Annotated in this window: 16 protein-coding genes; 4 read left to right on the top strand and 12 right to left on the bottom strand. The window is 67.6% G+C overall.

All coding sequences use genetic code 11. The features are described from left to right. Positions 1-79: 79 nt before the first annotated feature. The 7 genes from A6W98_RS17025 to A6W98_RS16990 all read right to left on the bottom strand — a co-directional run bounded on the left by A6W98_RS17025 (position 80) and on the right by A6W98_RS16990 (position 6,657). Complete coding sequence (locus tag A6W98_RS17025) at positions 80-1,321, bottom strand: TCR/Tet family MFS transporter (RefSeq protein WP_042463582.1); 1,242 nt, start codon at positions 1,319-1,321, stop codon at positions 80-82. After that, complete coding sequence (locus A6W98_RS17020; RefSeq protein ID WP_231098298.1) at positions 1,276-2,133, bottom strand: beta-keto acid cleavage family enzyme; 858 nt, start codon at positions 2,131-2,133, stop codon at positions 1,276-1,278. The genes A6W98_RS17025 and A6W98_RS17020 overlap by 46 nt, the downstream gene beginning before the upstream one ends. A 65-nt stretch (positions 2,134-2,198) precedes the next feature. Beyond that, positions 2,199-2,912 (bottom strand): alpha/beta fold hydrolase, encoded by a 714-nt coding sequence (locus tag A6W98_RS17010; RefSeq protein ID WP_042463579.1) that lies wholly within the window; start codon positions 2,910-2,912, stop codon positions 2,199-2,201. A gap of 105 nt (positions 2,913-3,017) precedes the next feature. Beyond that, positions 3,018-3,830, bottom strand: a complete 813-nt coding sequence (gene pcaD / locus A6W98_RS17005) for a 3-oxoadipate enol-lactonase (RefSeq protein WP_042463576.1) — start codon at positions 3,828-3,830, stop codon at positions 3,018-3,020. A gap of 327 nt (positions 3,831-4,157) precedes the next feature. Then, the gene (locus tag A6W98_RS17000) at positions 4,158-5,138 is read right to left on the bottom strand and encodes a threonine ammonia-lyase (protein ID WP_042463573.1); all 981 of its coding nucleotides are present in this window, start codon (positions 5,136-5,138) and stop codon (positions 4,158-4,160) included. Continuing rightward, a complete protein-coding gene (locus A6W98_RS16995) occupies positions 5,135-5,968 on the bottom strand; it encodes an alpha/beta fold hydrolase (protein ID WP_042463570.1) in 834 nt (277 codons plus the stop codon). The genes A6W98_RS17000 and A6W98_RS16995 overlap by 4 nt, the downstream gene beginning before the upstream one ends. After that, positions 5,965-6,657: a haloacid dehalogenase type II gene (locus tag A6W98_RS16990; RefSeq protein WP_042463567.1), complete on the bottom strand. Its 693-nt coding sequence runs from the start codon at positions 6,655-6,657 to the stop codon at positions 5,965-5,967. The genes A6W98_RS16995 and A6W98_RS16990 overlap by 4 nt, the downstream gene beginning before the upstream one ends. 107 nt (positions 6,658-6,764) lie before the next feature. On the opposite strand from A6W98_RS16990, the gene A6W98_RS16985 reads away from it, so the two are divergent. After that, positions 6,765-7,145, top strand: coding sequence for a VOC family protein (locus A6W98_RS16985; protein WP_042463564.1), 381 nt, complete (start codon positions 6,765-6,767; stop codon positions 7,143-7,145). A 178-nt stretch (positions 7,146-7,323) separates the two neighbouring features. Beyond that, a complete protein-coding gene (locus tag A6W98_RS16980; protein ID WP_042463562.1) occupies positions 7,324-7,752 on the top strand; it encodes an FKBP-type peptidyl-prolyl cis-trans isomerase in 429 nt (142 codons plus the stop codon). Positions 7,753-7,855: 103 nt separating this feature from the next. Here the strand turns inward: A6W98_RS16980 and A6W98_RS16975 are convergent, their stop codons facing one another. From A6W98_RS16975 to fabA, 3 genes are read right to left on the bottom strand one after another with little or no spacing between them, the layout of a single operon-like run. After that, entirely contained in the window at positions 7,856-8,644 is a 789-nt protein-coding gene (locus A6W98_RS16975; protein ID WP_042463559.1) for an enoyl-ACP reductase FabI, read from the bottom strand. Between the two features lie 6 nt (positions 8,645-8,650). Next, a complete protein-coding gene (gene fabB / locus A6W98_RS16970; protein ID WP_042463555.1) occupies positions 8,651-9,880 on the bottom strand; it encodes a beta-ketoacyl-ACP synthase I in 1,230 nt (409 codons plus the stop codon). 24 nt (positions 9,881-9,904) lie between these two features. Further along, on the bottom strand, positions 9,905-10,414 hold the full coding sequence (gene fabA / locus A6W98_RS16965; RefSeq protein ID WP_042463552.1) for a bifunctional 3-hydroxydecanoyl-ACP dehydratase/trans-2-decenoyl-ACP isomerase: 510 nt from the start codon (positions 10,412-10,414) through the stop codon (positions 9,905-9,907). A 156-nt stretch (positions 10,415-10,570) separates the two neighbouring features. Here fabA and irr point away from each other — a divergent pair, with 156 nt between their 5' ends. After that, a complete protein-coding gene (gene irr / locus A6W98_RS16960; RefSeq protein ID WP_042463549.1) occupies positions 10,571-11,011 on the top strand; it encodes a Fur family transcriptional regulator Irr in 441 nt (146 codons plus the stop codon). A gap of 187 nt (positions 11,012-11,198) precedes the next feature. Here the strand turns inward: irr and A6W98_RS16955 are convergent, their stop codons facing one another. Then, entirely contained in the window at positions 11,199-12,071 is an 873-nt protein-coding gene (locus A6W98_RS16955) for a hypothetical protein (RefSeq protein WP_042463546.1), read from the bottom strand. A 175-nt stretch (positions 12,072-12,246) separates the two neighbouring features. Here A6W98_RS16955 and miaB point away from each other — a divergent pair, with 175 nt between their 5' ends. After that, on the top strand, positions 12,247-13,584 hold the full coding sequence (miaB, locus tag A6W98_RS16950) for a tRNA (N6-isopentenyl adenosine(37)-C2)-methylthiotransferase MiaB (protein WP_042463543.1): 1,338 nt from the start codon (positions 12,247-12,249) through the stop codon (positions 13,582-13,584). A gap of 73 nt (positions 13,585-13,657) precedes the next feature. Here the strand turns inward: miaB and A6W98_RS16945 are convergent, their stop codons facing one another. Then, a complete protein-coding gene (locus A6W98_RS16945) occupies positions 13,658-14,023 on the bottom strand; it encodes a DUF4870 family protein (protein WP_042463541.1) in 366 nt (121 codons plus the stop codon). Between the last annotated feature and the right edge of the window lie 354 nt (positions 14,024-14,377).

Below are 14,377 nucleotides of genomic sequence, written 5' to 3'. Positions count from 1 at the left end.
CTCCCGATCAGGGGCATACCTTTCCCATGGTTGCAATTGTGTCAATATGCGCCGTCCCGGGCCGCCCCGACCTGTCGGATCAGGCCCGCCTCCGGATGCCGGTATCGGCAGTCGCGGCGCGCCTGAGCGCGAAGACCAGGGCGCAGACCACCATCACCCCCGAGGCCAGCAGGAAGGGCGCGCCGGGCAGGTGCAGCGGCGCGTCGGGGCGGCTGAACAAAAAGAAGGTCTGGGTCATCACCAGGGGCGAGGCGATCATCGCGACCGAGCGCAGCGAACTGACCATGCCCTGCAGCTCGCCCTGCTGGTTGTCGTCGGCCGCCTTCGACATCATCCCCAGCAGCGCGGGCGTCACCACCGCGCCAAGCGCGATCATCGGCGTCAGCACCAGGACGACGCTGCCGTTGCCGATCAGGCCGATGGCGAGGAAGGCCATGAAATTGTAGCCAAGCCCGTACCAGACCGCGATCCGCTCGCCCATCACCCGCAGCACGACGCGGATCAGCCCGCCCTGCACGATGGCGACCCCGATCCCGAACATGGCAAGCGAGATGCCGACGGTGCCCGTGCTCCAGCCAAAGCGGTACTGGGTGAAATAGGCCCAGATCGCCGGATAGATGAACATCGCGAATTCATAGAGGAAGAACAGCAGCAGAAGCGGCCGGATGCCGGGCAGGCGGCCGATGGCGCGGAACGCGCCCAAGGGGTTCGCGCGGCGCCACTCGAACGGGCGGCGGATGCGGTCGGTGACGGTCTCGGGCAGCACCATCGCGCCGAAGATCAGGTTCAGCGTGGCAAGGCCGGCGGCGGCCCAGAACGGCGCGCGCGGGCCCAGCTCGCCCAGGAAGCCGCCGATCAGCGGCCCGATCACGAAGCCGATCCCGAAGGAGGCGCCGACCATGCCGAAGCGGGCGGCCTTTTCCTCGGGTTTCGAGATGTCGGCCAGAAAGGCGCTGGCGGTGGCCTGGGTCGAGGCGGTGACGCCGCCGACGACGCGCGCGGCCAGCAACAGCCAGATCGAGCCCGCCAGCGCCATCACCACATAGTCGAGCGCCATCGTCGCCAGCGAGATCAGCAACACCGGGCGGCGGCCGAACCGGTCCGAGAGGCTGCCGACGGTCGGGCCGCAGAGAAACTGCATGACCGCGAAGACGGTGGACAGGATCCCGCCCCAGACCGCCGCCTGGCCGAGGCCCGTGCCGCCGTCGATGTCGCGGATCAGATCCGGCATCACCGGCAGGATCAGCCCGATCCCGATGGCGTCGAGCACCAGCGTCACCAGGATGAAGACGATCGGAAGACGGGGCGAGGGCTGGGGCATGGCGGGCTTCCGCAGGAAAGAACGTCCTCCGCATAGCCCGCCCGCGGCGCCGGTTCAAACCCCCTTCGCGGGGCAAGAGGCCGACCAAGGGTCGCGCGGGCCTCGACGGGGCAGGCCACCGGGCATCCGTGGCCTGCGCAGAGCCGGGCCGCGCGCCGCGCCAGCGCCGCGTTCGAGGGCGCGACTCTGTCGCGGTCGGGCCCGACATTGTCCTTGCGCCCGGTGCGGGTATGGCCGCCCAGCGGGATCGGCCATTCATTGACCTCGATCAGGTGCCGCCCGATCCCCGCGCCGAACCGTTCGGCATCGGGGGCGATCCGCCTCAGCGTCTCGACATGGAATTCGAAGCTCGGGCGGTCGGCCGGCATCGCATGCCTGAACCCTATAGCGAACCGCACGTAAAGCGGCGCCTTCAGGCGGCCGTTCCGGTTCATCTTCATCGCCTGGAAGATATGGTCGAGATCGAAGGCCTCGATTTCGGGCTTCACATCGTATTTCTGCATTTCCGAGGCTGGCCAATCGACCAGATCGAGCGAATGCTCGTCGACCCGTGTCGGAAAACTGTTCGATCCGACCGCAAGTGAGGCCATCTGCTGACCGCTGCGGCAGCATGCCTCCCGGGCCGCGTGCCCGCCCGAACGTCCGCCGGTCGAGACCTGCAGGATCACTCCGGGGCAATGCTTGCGGATCACCTTCATCCGGCGGGCGAATTTCGTGGGGGCCGAGCTTGGGCTCCGGCACGTCAGTGCGGAGATGGTAATGGGCGGTGCGGGCTTCGAAGCAGTGCTGCAGGCTGTCGATCTGCTCGGCACCGCCGGATTGTCTTCCTTGTGGGCGACGGAGCCGGTGATGGCGGCGCAGATGATGCAGGGCCTGGTCAGGGCATCGCGGCGGCCTTGAGCAGAAGCGCGGCCAGCGCCTCGGGCTGGGCAAGAAACGGGGAATGCGAACAGTCGAGCGTGTCGACACGCTCGGCGGGCCAGTCCGCGGTCATCGTGGCCTGGTATTCGGGCGGAATGGCGTGGTCCTGCAGGCAGCGGATATAGTGTTTGGGAACAGAGGCATAACGCTCGCTCAGGGCAATGGGTGTGGCCTGGGGCAGGATCGGCTGCGGGTCGAGCCGGGCCTTGGCATAGGCCACGGCCGCGTCGCTGCAATCATGGAAAAGCTTCTCGCGCACCAGATCGGGGTCGAAGGTGAAGGACAGCCCATCCGCGGATTTGACGATGGCCTCGAGCAGCGGCTGACGCGGCGCGGCGCGGCGCATGTCGACGAGCGACCGGCCCGCAACCGGGGCATAGGCGCAGACATAGACCAGCGCGCGGATCTTCCCGGGCGCCTTCTCGGCGGCGGCCGAGATCGGGAAACCCGCCATTGAATGGCCGACAAGGACGACCGGTTCGTCGATCGCGTCCAGGATCGCGTCGGCATAGAGATCGAGCGTGACATCGGCAATCGGTGTCGGATCGGCCCCATGCGAGGGCAGGTCGATGGCCCGGGCCTCGGCCCCGGAACGGTTCAGCGCCGTCAGAACGTCGCGCCAGCACCAGGCGCCATGGCAGGATCCGTGGATCAGGAGAAAGCGGGACATGCGCGGTCCTCGGATATCGGGAGGGTTCGAATCTGAAAATTCATCTTTCTCTCAGCCGAGAATAATAGCTGATTTGCGGCGCAGGGTGGTTCGAAAAGGTAAAGCCTAGCCTGCACTTTCGGGGCAGCTTTCGACATGGCCGATCTCGCGCAGGAAGGTGGTCAGCACCGCGGCATAGTCCTCGGGCCTGTCGATGCAGGGCAGATGGCCCGCGCCGCGGATCAGATGGAACCGCGCGCCCTTGATCAGGCCGGCAGTCTCGCGCACCAGATCGGGCGGGGTCGAGCCGTCCTCGCTGCCCGCAATAACAAGGGTCGGCAGGGTGAGGCTGGCGGTGGGCGTGTAGAAATCGGTGCCCGAGATCGCGGCGCAGCAGCCCAGATAGCCCTCTACCGGCTGTCGGTTCAGCATGTTCTGCCAGAGCGTGCAGTCCGGGCTTTGGCGATAGCGGCGTGAGAACCAGCGTGTCAGCGTGGCCTCGGACAGGGCCGCGATGCCGCCCTTGCGGACTGCTTCTATGCGGTCCTGCCAGATCTCCGGGGTGCCGATCTTGGCGGCGGTGTTCGACAGCACCATGGCCCGGACCAGATCGAGGCGCTTGACCGCCAGCCCCTGCGCGACCATCCCGCCGATGGAAAGGCCGACGAAGACGCAATCGCGCACGGCGAGAGCCTCGAGCAGCCGTTCTGCATCGCGGATCAGCGCGCCCATGGAATAGGGGCCGGGCGGGCAGGATGACAGGCCATGGCCGCGCATGTCGTAGCGAATGGCGCGCAGACCCGCGGGCAGGCGCTCGATCACGTCATCCCAGATCCGCAGGTCGCAGCCGAGCGCATTGGCGAAGACGACCGGCGCGCCGTCCGGCGGGCCGTCCTCGCGATAATGCAGGGCCACGTCGCCCAGATCGGCGATCTTCATGCGCTGTCTCCTCATAGGGGCCGGGGCGCAGGATGGCCGAGCGGGCCCGGGGCGTCAATCGGTGCGACGCGGGATCGGGCCATCACCGGGACATGGTCCGAAACGATCCCAGCGGCAGGTGCAGCGGCCGCGGGATCACCTGTTGCAGCGGCGCGGGGGCACAGATCTGCTGAAAGGCCGAAATGTCGGGTTTCATGCGGATCAGTTGTTCCCGCCGCGAAGTCCCGCCTCAGGGTATTTCCGGCGGAACTGTATTTCGTAAAAGCATAATATCCCCGATCCGGCCGATCAGGGGCGGGGCCTGAAATGTTGCAATGGTGAAAGGCGTCAGGCTGCGTCCCCATGGCGGTCAAGGGCCATGCGGAAGGTCTCGGTCGAGACATTGCCGCCGGTGCCGATGGCGATGACGGCCTCGCCCGCGACCGCCTCGGGATGATACAGCGCGGCCGCCAGCGCCACCGCGCCGCCCGGTTCGAGGACGATCTTCAGCCGCTCGAAAGCGGCCGCCATCGCACGCAGCGCCTCGTCTTCGGTGACCGCGATCCCGGGGCCGCAGAGCCGGGCCATGACCGGGAAGGTCAGCGCACCGGGCGCGGGCGTCTGGATCGCGTCGCAAAGCGAGCCCGCGCGGCGCGTGTTGGCCTCGATCCGGCCCGAGGCCAGCGAGCGGGCGACATCGTCGAAGCCCTCGGGCTCGACCGGGCGCACCCGGAAAGCGGGTGCCCGCGCCTCGAGCGCCAGCGCCACGCCCGAGGTCAGCCCGCCGCCGCCGCAGGGCACCAGCACCTCGGCCGCCGCGATCCCCTCATCGGCGGCCTGCGCCGCGATCTCGAGCCCGCAGCTGCCCTGGCCCGCGATCACCTGCGGGTCGTCGAAGGGGCGCACCAGGGTCAGACCGCGGGCTTCGGCCAGCTCGGCGCCGATGGCGTCGCGGTCGCCGGTGGCGCGGTCATAGGTGACGACCTCGGCGCCGAGCGCGCGGGTATTGGCGATCTTGGGGGCGGGGGCGTCCGAGGGCATGAGGATGACCGCGGGTGCGTCCAGCATCCGCGCGGCCAGCGCCACGCCCTGGGCATGGTTGCCCGAGGAATAGGCGATCACGCCGCGGGCGCGGGCCTCGGGCGCCAGCGCCGACAGCGCCGACCAGCCGCCGCGGAACTTGAAGCTGCCCGTATGCTGCAGGCATTCGGCCTTCACCAGAACGCGCCGACCGGCGATTTCGTCGAGAAAGGGCGAGGACAGAAGCGGCGTCCGCCGCGCCTTTCCGGAGAGCCGCGCGGCGGCGGCCTCGATCTGGTCAATGGTCATGCAATGCGCTCCAGCAGCGTCGCGATGGCAGTCACCGCGGCAGGTTCGTCGAGAAAGGGGGTATGCCCGCGATCGGGTATCTCGGCAAAGATCATGTCGGGGCGTCGGCGCTGCATCTCGCTGGCGGTTTCGGGCGAGAGAATGTCGGAATGCGCACCGCGGATCAGCGCCAGCGGCAGCCCGTCCAGCGCATCGAAAAGCGGCCAGAGATCGGGCAGGGCATCGGTGGCCGACTGTTCCATCACCGCATGGCGGAGCGCCGGGTCATATCGCAGCGCCAGCCCGTCGGGGGTGGCGTCCCAGAGCCTGCGCGCATAGGCCCGCCACTGGTCGCGGCCGACGCCGGGGAAGCGGTCGCGCATCTTCAGGGCCAGTTGCGCGGCGGCGTCGTCATAATCGGCATAGCCGGGCGGAAGGCCCAGATAGGACATGATATGGGCCATGCCGCGGGGCTCGACCAGCGGGCCGATATCGTTGAGGCAGACCCCGGACAGCCGGTCCTTGTGGCTGGCCGCCAGCATCATCGCGATCAGCCCGCCGCGCGAGGTGCCGAGGATCGCCACGCGGTCCAGCCCGAGATGGTCCATCAGGTTCAGCGCGTCGCGGCTTTCGCGGATCAGGTTGTAATTCATGAAATCCGGGTCGCGGTCCGAGCCGCCGCGACCGCGGGTGTCGAGCCGGATCACCCGGGCACGGCCGGCGAAGGCGTCGAGCACCGGTTCGAAATCGTCCATGTTGCGGGTGAGCCCGGCCAGGCACAGAAGCGGCGTGCCGCGGCCCCGGTCGTCATAGGCAAGCATCCGTCCGTCATCGGCGGCAAAGCGGGTCATGACAGCGCCTCCACCAGCGACGGGATCTCGGCGAGGTCGTGCAGTACATGAGCCGGGCGCCAGGGCAGGCGCTCGACCGGGGCGCGGTTGCGGTCGACCCAGGCGGTCACGAAGCCGTAGCCCGCCGCCGCGGCGGCATCCCAGCCATTCGACGAGACGAACAGAACCTCGGAGCGGTCGCAGCCGAAGCGCTGGCCGACAAGGTCATAGACCGAGGGGTGGGGCTTGTAGATGCCGACGGTCTCGACCGACAGCAGATCGTCGAACAGCCCGTCCATGCCGGCCGCGGCGACCGCATCTTCCAGCATCCCGGGACTGCCATTCGACAGGATCGCGGTGGCCTTGCCCGCGCGTCTGAGCGCCCCAAGCATGGCGGGGGCCTCTGGATAGGCGTCGAGGTCGCGGTAAAGCGCCATCAGCCGGGCGCGCAACCCGGCCTCGCCACCCAGGCCATGGGCTTCGAGCGCCCAGTCGAGCGCCTCGCCGGTCACCTGCCGGAAATCGGCATGCGCCCCGGTGATCGCCCGGAGCCAGGTATAGTCAAGCTGCTTCTCGCGCCAGGTGACGGCGAACTCGGCCCAGAGCCCGGCCAGACAGGCATGATCGGGCTCGGCGGCGGCCCGGCGCGCGGCGGCCGAGACGTCGAAAAGCGTTCCATAGGCATCGAAGATACAGGCGGTTATCGGCATCGCATCCTCCCTCGCAGGGCGAGATTGGCACAAGGGCGGGAAGGTGGGAAGGTTACGCCATGCCGCGATTGCACGAATCCGGGTGCGGCGCATCGAGGGAGGGAGAGATGTCGCAGAACCATGGCCAGGTCTGGTGGACCGAACTGATGACCCGGGACGTGCCCGGGGCGCTGAAATATTACAAGGCGGTGTGCGGCTGGCATTTTCAGCCGGTCCCGATGGGGGCCGGGGTCTATCAGGTCGGCCATCGCGGCGCCCGGCCGGTGGTGGGGGTGATGGATCTGGCCGGGCTGCCGGACATGGACCAGGTGCCGCCGCACTGGTTCAGCTATTTCGCGGTCGATGATCTGAAAAAGGCGCTGAACGAGACCGAACGGGGCGGTGGCGTCGTGATCCGGCAGCCGTTCGAGGTGCCGGATATCGGGCGGATCGCCATCGTCTCGGACCCGACCGGGGCGGCGCTGGGGCTGATAACGCCCGCGCGCTGAGCCCCGATGGGCGGAAACGGGGCGAAAGCGGCAGAAAAAAAGGGAAACGGGCGCGAAACCCGGCCCGGCTCAGGGTTTACATCGCTGACCGGTCAATTACCCTTGTCGCACGTCCGGAGTACCCGCGCGCGGCGCGCGGCCTCCGCAAACTCACCCGCCTCACCGAAAGGAACCGCGCATGACCCAGGTTAAACCGGGCGACAAGGTTCGTATCCATTACACCGGCACATTGGCCGACGGCTCGACCTTCGACAGCTCGCAAGGTCGCGATCCGCTTGAATTCACCGTGGGGGCTGGTCAGATCATTCCCGGGCTCGACGCCGCTCTGCCGGGCATGTCCGAAGGCGACACGAAGACCGTGGATGTCCCCTGCGCCGAGGCCTATGGCGCGCATAATCCCGACGCGACCCAGGCGATCCCGCGCGAACAGGTGCCCGACACGGTTCCGCTGGAAGTGGGCACGCGTCTCAACGTGCAGACCGCCGAGGGCGAGGTGCTGCCGGTCACGGTGGCCGATGTCACCGAAGAGGTCGTGCTGCTTGACGGCAACCACCCGCTGGCGGGCAAGGACCTGACCTTCGAGATCGAGCTGGTCTCGATCGCCTGACCGGCGCAGCCGGGCCCTCGGGCCCTGAAAACGCATCGACCCGGGCCGGGGCCCGGGTCGATGAAGGACGGCCCGCATGGCGGGGTGGGATGTCGGGGCGGGCTCAGATGTTCTCGAAGCGGGGCATGCCGAGGACGTGATAGCCGCCATCAACGGTGATGATCTCGCCGGTGGTGCAGGCCCCCATATCCGAGGCCAGATAGACCGCGGTGCCCCCGATCGCCTCGAGCGTGGCATTATGGCCCAGCGGCGCATTCATCTCGGTATGGCGGAAGGTCTTGCGCCCGCCCGCGATGGCCGCCCCTGCGAGCGTCTTCATCGGCCCGGGCGAAATCGCGTTGACCCGGATGCCCTCGGGGCCGAGATCGGAGGCGAGATAGCGCATGGTCGATTCCAGCGCCGCCTTGGCCACGCCCATCACGTTGTAGAACGGCGTGACCCGGTTCGAGCCCTGATAGGTCAGCGTCAGGATGGTGCCGCCATCGGGCATCAGGGGCTGCGCCCGGCGCGCCACCTCGATCAGCGAATAGCAGGAGATCGTCAGCGAATTGCGGAAATTCTCGCGCGAGGTGTTGATGAACCGCCCGGTCAGCTCGGTCTTGTCGGAATAGGCGATGGCATGGACCAGGAAGTCGAGCCTGCCCCATTCCTTCTCGATCCGGCTGAAGGCGGCATCGAGCGAGGCGTCGTCGGTCACATCGACATCGACGAGAAGGCTCGATCCCACGCTTTCGGCCAGCGGCTGGACGCGCCGGCCGAAATTCTCGCCCTGATACGAGAACGCAAGCTCTGCGCCCTCGGCGGCCATCGCCCTTGCGATGCCCCAGGCAATCGACCGGTCATTGGCGACGCCCATGACGAGGCCGCGCTTTCCTTTCATCAACTCAGGCATCGCTGGTCATCCGTGATATTTGCTCATCAGCAGGGTGGCGTTGGTTCCGCCGAACCCGAAACTGTTCGACAGCACGCTGTCGATCTCGACGCCCTCGCGCAGCTCGGTCGCGATCTCGCCCGGCCGGATCTCGGGGTCGAGCTCGGTCACGTTGGCAGAGGCGGCGATGAAACCTTTCCGCATCATGATCAGCGAATAGATCGCCTCATGCACACCGGTCGCGCCGAGGCTGTGGCCGGTCAGCGACTTGGTCGAGGCGATCGGCGGCATGGCGTCCTCGCCGAAGACGTTGCGCACGCCCTTCACCTCGGTCACGTCGCCCGCCACCGTCGATGTGCCATGGGCGTTGATGTAATCGACCCGGCGGCCCTCGGGCAGGGTCGCGAGCGCGAGTTCCATCGAGCGTTCGCCGCCCTCGCCCGACGGGGCGACCATGTCATAGCCGTCGGATGTGGCGCCATAGCCGGTCACTTCGGCATAGATCGTGGCGCCGCGGGCCTTGGCATGTTCCAGCTCTTCGAGCACCACGACACCGCCGCCGCCGGCGATCACGAAGCCGTCGCGGGTCGCGTCGAACGGGCGCGAGGCGGTTTCGGGGGTGTCGTTGTATTTCGACGACATCGCGTTCATCGCGTCGAACAGGCAGGACAGCGTCCAGTCGACCTCCTCGCCGCCGCCGGCGAAGATCACGTCCTGCTTGCCCATCTGGATCAGTTCGGCGGCGTTGCCGATGCAATGCGCCGAGGTCGAGCAGGCCGAGGTGATCGAGTAGTTCACGCCCTTGATCCTGAACGGCGTCGCCAGGCAGGCCGAGTTGGTCGAGGACATGCAGCGCGTGACCATGAACGGGCCCATCCGCTTGGGGCTGCCCTTTTCCTTCACGGTCGAGTGGGCGACGAAGAAATTCGCGGTCGACGGCCCGCCAGAGCCCACGATCAGCCCGGTGCGCGGGTTCGACACCTCGTCGGCCTCGAGCCCGGCATCGGCGATGGCCTGTTCCATGGCGAGGTAGTTATAGGCCGCACCCGCGCCCATGAAGCGCAGCTGGCGCTTGTCGATCGACCCCTCGAGGTCGATCTGGGGAATGCCCGCAACCTGGCTGCGGAAGCCGTTTTCGGCATAGACGGGTTCGAACCGGATGCCGGAGCGGCCGGCGCGCAGGGACGCCTCGACCTCGGCCGTGGAATTGCCGATGGGCGAGATGATGCCCATGCCCGTGATGACGACGCGGCGCATGGCGGTCTCCTTTCCTGGGATGGATCAGCTTTCAGACAGAGCGACCTTCATGTCTTTCACATGATAGATCGTTTCGCCATCGGCCTCGACCCGGCCATCGGCCACACCCATCGTCAGACGGCGGGTCTGCACGGCCTTGGTGAAATCAACGAAGTAGCGGATCATCTTGCGATCGGGGCGGACCATGCCGGTCAGCTTGACCTCGCCCACGCCCAGCGCATAGCCGCGGCCCTTCCAGCCGCGCCAGCCGAGGTTGAAGCCGGTCAGCTGCCACAGCCCGTCGAGGCCGAGACAGCCGGGCATGATCGGATTGCCGGGAAAATGGCAGGCGAAGAACCATTGATCCGGGTGGATGTCGAACTCGGCCACGACATGCCCCTTGCCGTTGGGGCCGCCATCGGCGCTGATCTCGGTGATGCGATCCATCATCAGCATCGGCGGTTCCGGCAGCTGCGCATTGCCGGGGCCGAACAGTTCGCCCCGCGCGCATTTCAGGAGCTCGTCCTTGCCGAAGCTCGTCGGAAAATCGGTCATACGGGACCCGTCCCCCCTTGGGTTGTCCTGTTTCGCGTTGCGCCCCCTCTAGCACCGCGCCTCGCAAAGTGGCAATAGCGCCCCGATGCCGCGCCAAAGCGTCGCTGCAGATCAGAATCATTTGAATTACAGGCTCTGGATTACCATATATCGCCCATGGCACAGTTGAACGAGAACCCAAACCATCCCGACGCCATCGAGCGGAGCGGCCGCTGGCTTTCCAAGGCCGGTCTGCGTCCCACGCGTCAACGGGTGAGCCTTGCCGCCCTGTTGATCGGCGATGGCAACAACCGCCATGTGACAGCGGAAACGCTTTATGCCGCGTCCTGCGCGACGGGCGAGAAAGTGTCGCTGGCGACGGTCTATAACACGCTTCGGGCCTTCTGCGATGCAGGCCTGATGCAGGAAGTCATGGTCGACGGGACGAAAAGCTATTTCGACACCCGGGTCGACGACCACCCGCACTTCTTCTGGGAAGACGATCACCGGCTGAGCGATGCGCCTGCGGGCTCGCTCGAGATCGCCCGGCTTCCCGAGGCGCCCGAGGGGGCCGAGATATCGAAGATCGACGTCGTGATCCGGTTGCGCCGGGTCTGAGCCGCCGCGCGCTGTGCATGATTTGCGCAGGGCCGGGGGATGACGGCTGAAGCAGCATAAATGACACCGGGCCCGGGGAAGCATCCTTCCCCGGGCCCCGTGTTCTTCTGCCGGTGTTCTTCTGGCTGCATCCCGGGTCTTGTGCCTGCCGACCCGAAGCGGCCCATCCGGGGAGCCTCTGGCCGCGCTAGAACCAGGTCCCGGGTTCCATCAGCCCCAGATCCATCAGTTGCTGCGACTCCCAGCGGAACTCTTCGGACATCGGCCAGCGGAAATCCGCGATCTCCAGACGTGAGGCGGGGTTGGTGCGCAGCGCCTTCGCCGCGCGGAACGAACAGATTGCGGCGGTGAGGGTGTTGCCTCGGTCGCCGGCACAGGTGTTCATCTCGGGATCGGACATGAGATACCCGTCGAGCAGCCGCAGCCCCCGCCGCGCCCGGAACAGCCCGATCCGGTCGATTCGCCGCCGATGCGCGGGGACATGTTCCTCGAAACGCCAGCGCAGCCCGCCGAAAATGTCGCTTTGCCGCTCCAGCGGCTGTCCGGTCGCGGGGTCGGTGCGGGGCCGGGCGAAATAACCGGCGCGGTCGAGCAGCGCGCTGTCGCGCGAGACGCCGCCGGGATGGCGGTCGAGATCGGCGGCGTAGAGATCGACCACATGGGTCGGCATCGCTTCGCGCCCGTCCTCGCCGTGGAAGTCCAGCATCTCGCCGATGCTGCGGCTCTCGCAGAACGGAAAGAACAGGTATTCGGCATTATAGCAGTAATGCAGCCAGATCCCGGGGGCCGCGGCGATCACCGCGCTGACCGCGCGGGGCAGGGCGCCCTCGGCCCGGGTGTCGTAGGCGACGCGGTGTATCCGTTCCTCCGAGGCGGGCGAGAGCTTCAGCCGCGGAGGCGTGAACAGGACGAGCGCGCCGAAGCCCAGCGCGTCGAGATGGTCGATCGTGCTTTCGACCTCGACCTCGTCCTCGACGAAGATCAGCCCGACCGGCCGCGGGCCGAGCGCCTTGCCCGCGCGCGCCAGAAAATCGGCCAGCCCCTTGTACCGCCCCGCCATGCCGGACCTCCTGTCCTCCTTGTGGCAGGGTCGGGCAGGGCGCGCTCATATGCAAGCGGGATGCAGGCGTTGCGGCCCGGGACCGGTTTCGTGTAGGACAGCGCGCAACCGACCTCGCCGGCCGATCCCACAGACTGACCCCGCTGACCGGCCCGTTGACCGGAAGGACGCGCGCATGACCTCCTCCACTTCCCCGACCCGCAAGCTTTTCATCAAGACCTATGGCTGTCAGATGAACGTCTATGACAGCGAGAGGATGGCCGAGGCGCTGGCGCCGTCGGGCTACGAGATCGCGGACAGCGCCGAGGGCGCCGACCTGATCCTGCTGAATACCTGCCATATCCGCGAGAAGGCGGCCGAGAAGGTCTATTCCGAGCTGGGTCGTCTGAAGGCGCTGAAGGCCGAAAATCCCGATCTGAAGATCGGGGTCGCGGGCTGCGTTGCCCAGGCCGAGGGCGACGAGATCCTGCGCCGCCAGCCGCTGGTCGATCTGGTGGTGGGGCCGCAGAGCTATCACCGCCTGCCCGAGCTCGAGGCGCGGGCGCGGCAGGGGGCGAAGGCGCTCGACACCGATTTCCCCGAAGAGGACAAGTTCGACCGGCTGGGCGGGCGCGCCCGGGCCCGGCGCGGCCCGACCGCCTTCCTGACCGTGCAGGAGGGCTGCGACAAGTTCTGTGCCTTCTGCGTCGTGCCCTATACCCGCGGCGCCGAGGTTTCGCGCCCGGCCGAAAAGGTGCTGGCCGAGGCGCGCGATCTGGTCGAACGCGGGGTGCGCGAGATCACGCTTCTGGGCCAGAACGTCAACGCCTATCACGGCGCCGGGACCGACGGCGACTGGGGGCTGGCGCGGCTGATCCGCGAGCTGGCCGCGATCGACGGGCTCCACCGGCTTCGCTACACCACCTCGCATCCGAATGACATGGAGGATGACCTGATCGCCGCCCATGGCGAGGTGACCGAACTGATGCCCTATCTGCATCTGCCGGTGCAGTCGGGCTCGGACCGGGTGCTGAAGGCGATGAACCGCAAGCATACCGCCGAGGGCTATCTGCGCCTGATCGACCGCATCCGCGCCGCCAGGCCCGATATCCTGATGTCGGGCGATTTCATCGTCGGCTTCCCGGGCGAGACCGAGGCCGATTTCGAGGACACGCTGGCGCTGGTCCGCGAGGTCGGCTACGGCCAGTGCTATTCCTTCAAGTATTCGCCCCGTCCCGGCACGCCGGCGGCCGAGCGCGCCCATGTCGCCGAAGAGGTCAAGGCCGAGCGTCTGGCGCGGTTGCAGGCGCTTCTGGCCGAGCAGCAGGAGGCCGCGCAGCAGGCCATGGTCGGCAAGAGCGTCGGTGTGCTGTTCGAGAAGGCGGGACGGATGCCGGGTCAGCTGGTCGGTAAGTCCGACCATCTACAGGCGGTCCATGTCGAGGCGCCGGAAACGCTTCTGGGCCGCATCGCCCGGGTCGACATCACCGCTGCGGCGCCGAATTCGCTGGCCGGACGCCTGTCGGCCGAGTGAGCCCGGGGCCGGGCGGGACACCGGCCGCAACGGGCCGGTGTCGCTGTGTTCGAGGCTGTCTTCCGGGGCGGGCTCAGATCAGCCAGGTGGTCGGATTGTCGATCGGGCGGCGGCTGTTGAACCGCAGCAGGCCCTTGATCGTGCGCACCAGATACCAGACCCCGCAGGCGATCAGCACGAGGACACCGATGCCGACGAAGGTCAGGATGAGGCCGACAAACGAGATCAGCAGGCCGATCCAGAAGGTGCGGATCAGATAGGTGTAGTGGCCCTTGTGCCAGTCCGGAGCCTCGCCGCGCTTGAGGTAGGCAAGGATCAGCCCGGCCAGGGTCAAGAGCGGGAAGATCACGCCGATGATGTAAAGCGCATAGGCGATCAGCGGCATCTTTTCTTCGGACAGGAGTTCGGCGGAGTTTTGGGGTTCGGGATCGGTAGACATGCGGATCGGGTCCTTTGCGGGCTCGAGACGAAAGATGTGCGGCGCCGGGGGCCGGGGGCTGCCTCCGCGTCCCGCGGGGTGCGGGAAGGCGGCGGCCGTCCGGGCCGGAGCCGCACGGGTATCGGGTGGGGCGGCGGTCTGCCGCACCTGCCCTCCTCCTAGCAGTCCGTTCCAGTGGCCGAAACGCGATGCGGGCCGCGACGGCGGATGCCCGCCGAAAGCCTGCGCCGACGAACCGGGGCCCGGTCCGGCCGCCCGGTTCGCGGAATGCCTGCTGGCTGGGCGGAGGGGCGGCGGGACTGCCCGCTGCGATCACGATCTTTGGGATTCATGTATCAACTGGGTGAAACATGG

This window comes from Rhodovulum sulfidophilum DSM 1374 (genome assembly GCF_001633165.1).
Taxonomy (GTDB): domain Bacteria; phylum Pseudomonadota; class Alphaproteobacteria; order Rhodobacterales; family Rhodobacteraceae; genus Rhodovulum; species Rhodovulum sulfidophilum.
Note: the sequence above shows the minus strand (reverse complement) of the source record. Positions and strands in the feature narration are given on the sequence as shown.

Bases quoted from the DNA above. Each gene is read 5' to 3' on its own strand.
- fabA (WP_042463552.1), bottom strand. From the start codon at position 10,414: ATGACCGATTTTCCGACGAGCTTCGGCAAGGACGAGCTCCTGAAATGC.
- A6W98_RS16955 (WP_042463546.1), bottom strand. From the start codon at position 12,071: ATGGCGGGGCGGTACAAGGGGCTGGCCGATTTTCTGGCGCGCGCGGGC.
- A6W98_RS16980 (WP_042463562.1), top strand. From the start codon at position 7,324: ATGACCCAGGTTAAACCGGGCGACAAGGTTCGTATCCATTACACCGGC.
- irr (WP_042463549.1), top strand. From the start codon at position 10,571: ATGGCACAGTTGAACGAGAACCCAAACCATCCCGACGCCATCGAGCGG.
- A6W98_RS16985 (WP_042463564.1), top strand. From the start codon at position 6,765: ATGTCGCAGAACCATGGCCAGGTCTGGTGGACCGAACTGATGACCCGG.
- A6W98_RS16945 (WP_042463541.1), bottom strand. From the start codon at position 14,023: ATGTCTACCGATCCCGAACCCCAAAACTCCGCCGAACTCCTGTCCGAA.
- fabB (WP_042463555.1), bottom strand. From the start codon at position 9,880: ATGCGCCGCGTCGTCATCACGGGCATGGGCATCATCTCGCCCATCGGC.
- pcaD (WP_042463576.1), bottom strand. From the start codon at position 3,830: ATGAAGATCGCCGATCTGGGCGACGTGGCCCTGCATTATCGCGAGGAC.
- A6W98_RS17010 (WP_042463579.1), bottom strand. From the start codon at position 2,912: ATGTCCCGCTTTCTCCTGATCCACGGATCCTGCCATGGCGCCTGGTGC.
- A6W98_RS16990 (WP_042463567.1), bottom strand. From the start codon at position 6,657: ATGCCGATAACCGCCTGTATCTTCGATGCCTATGGAACGCTTTTCGAC.
- miaB (WP_042463543.1), top strand. From the start codon at position 12,247: ATGACCTCCTCCACTTCCCCGACCCGCAAGCTTTTCATCAAGACCTAT.
- A6W98_RS16975 (WP_042463559.1), bottom strand. From the start codon at position 8,644: ATGCCTGAGTTGATGAAAGGAAAGCGCGGCCTCGTCATGGGCGTCGCC.
- A6W98_RS16995 (WP_042463570.1), bottom strand. From the start codon at position 5,968: ATGACCCGCTTTGCCGCCGATGACGGACGGATGCTTGCCTATGACGAC.
- A6W98_RS17025 (WP_042463582.1), bottom strand. From the start codon at position 1,321: ATGCCCCAGCCCTCGCCCCGTCTTCCGATCGTCTTCATCCTGGTGACG.
- A6W98_RS17000 (WP_042463573.1), bottom strand. From the start codon at position 5,138: ATGACCATTGACCAGATCGAGGCCGCCGCCGCGCGGCTCTCCGGAAAG.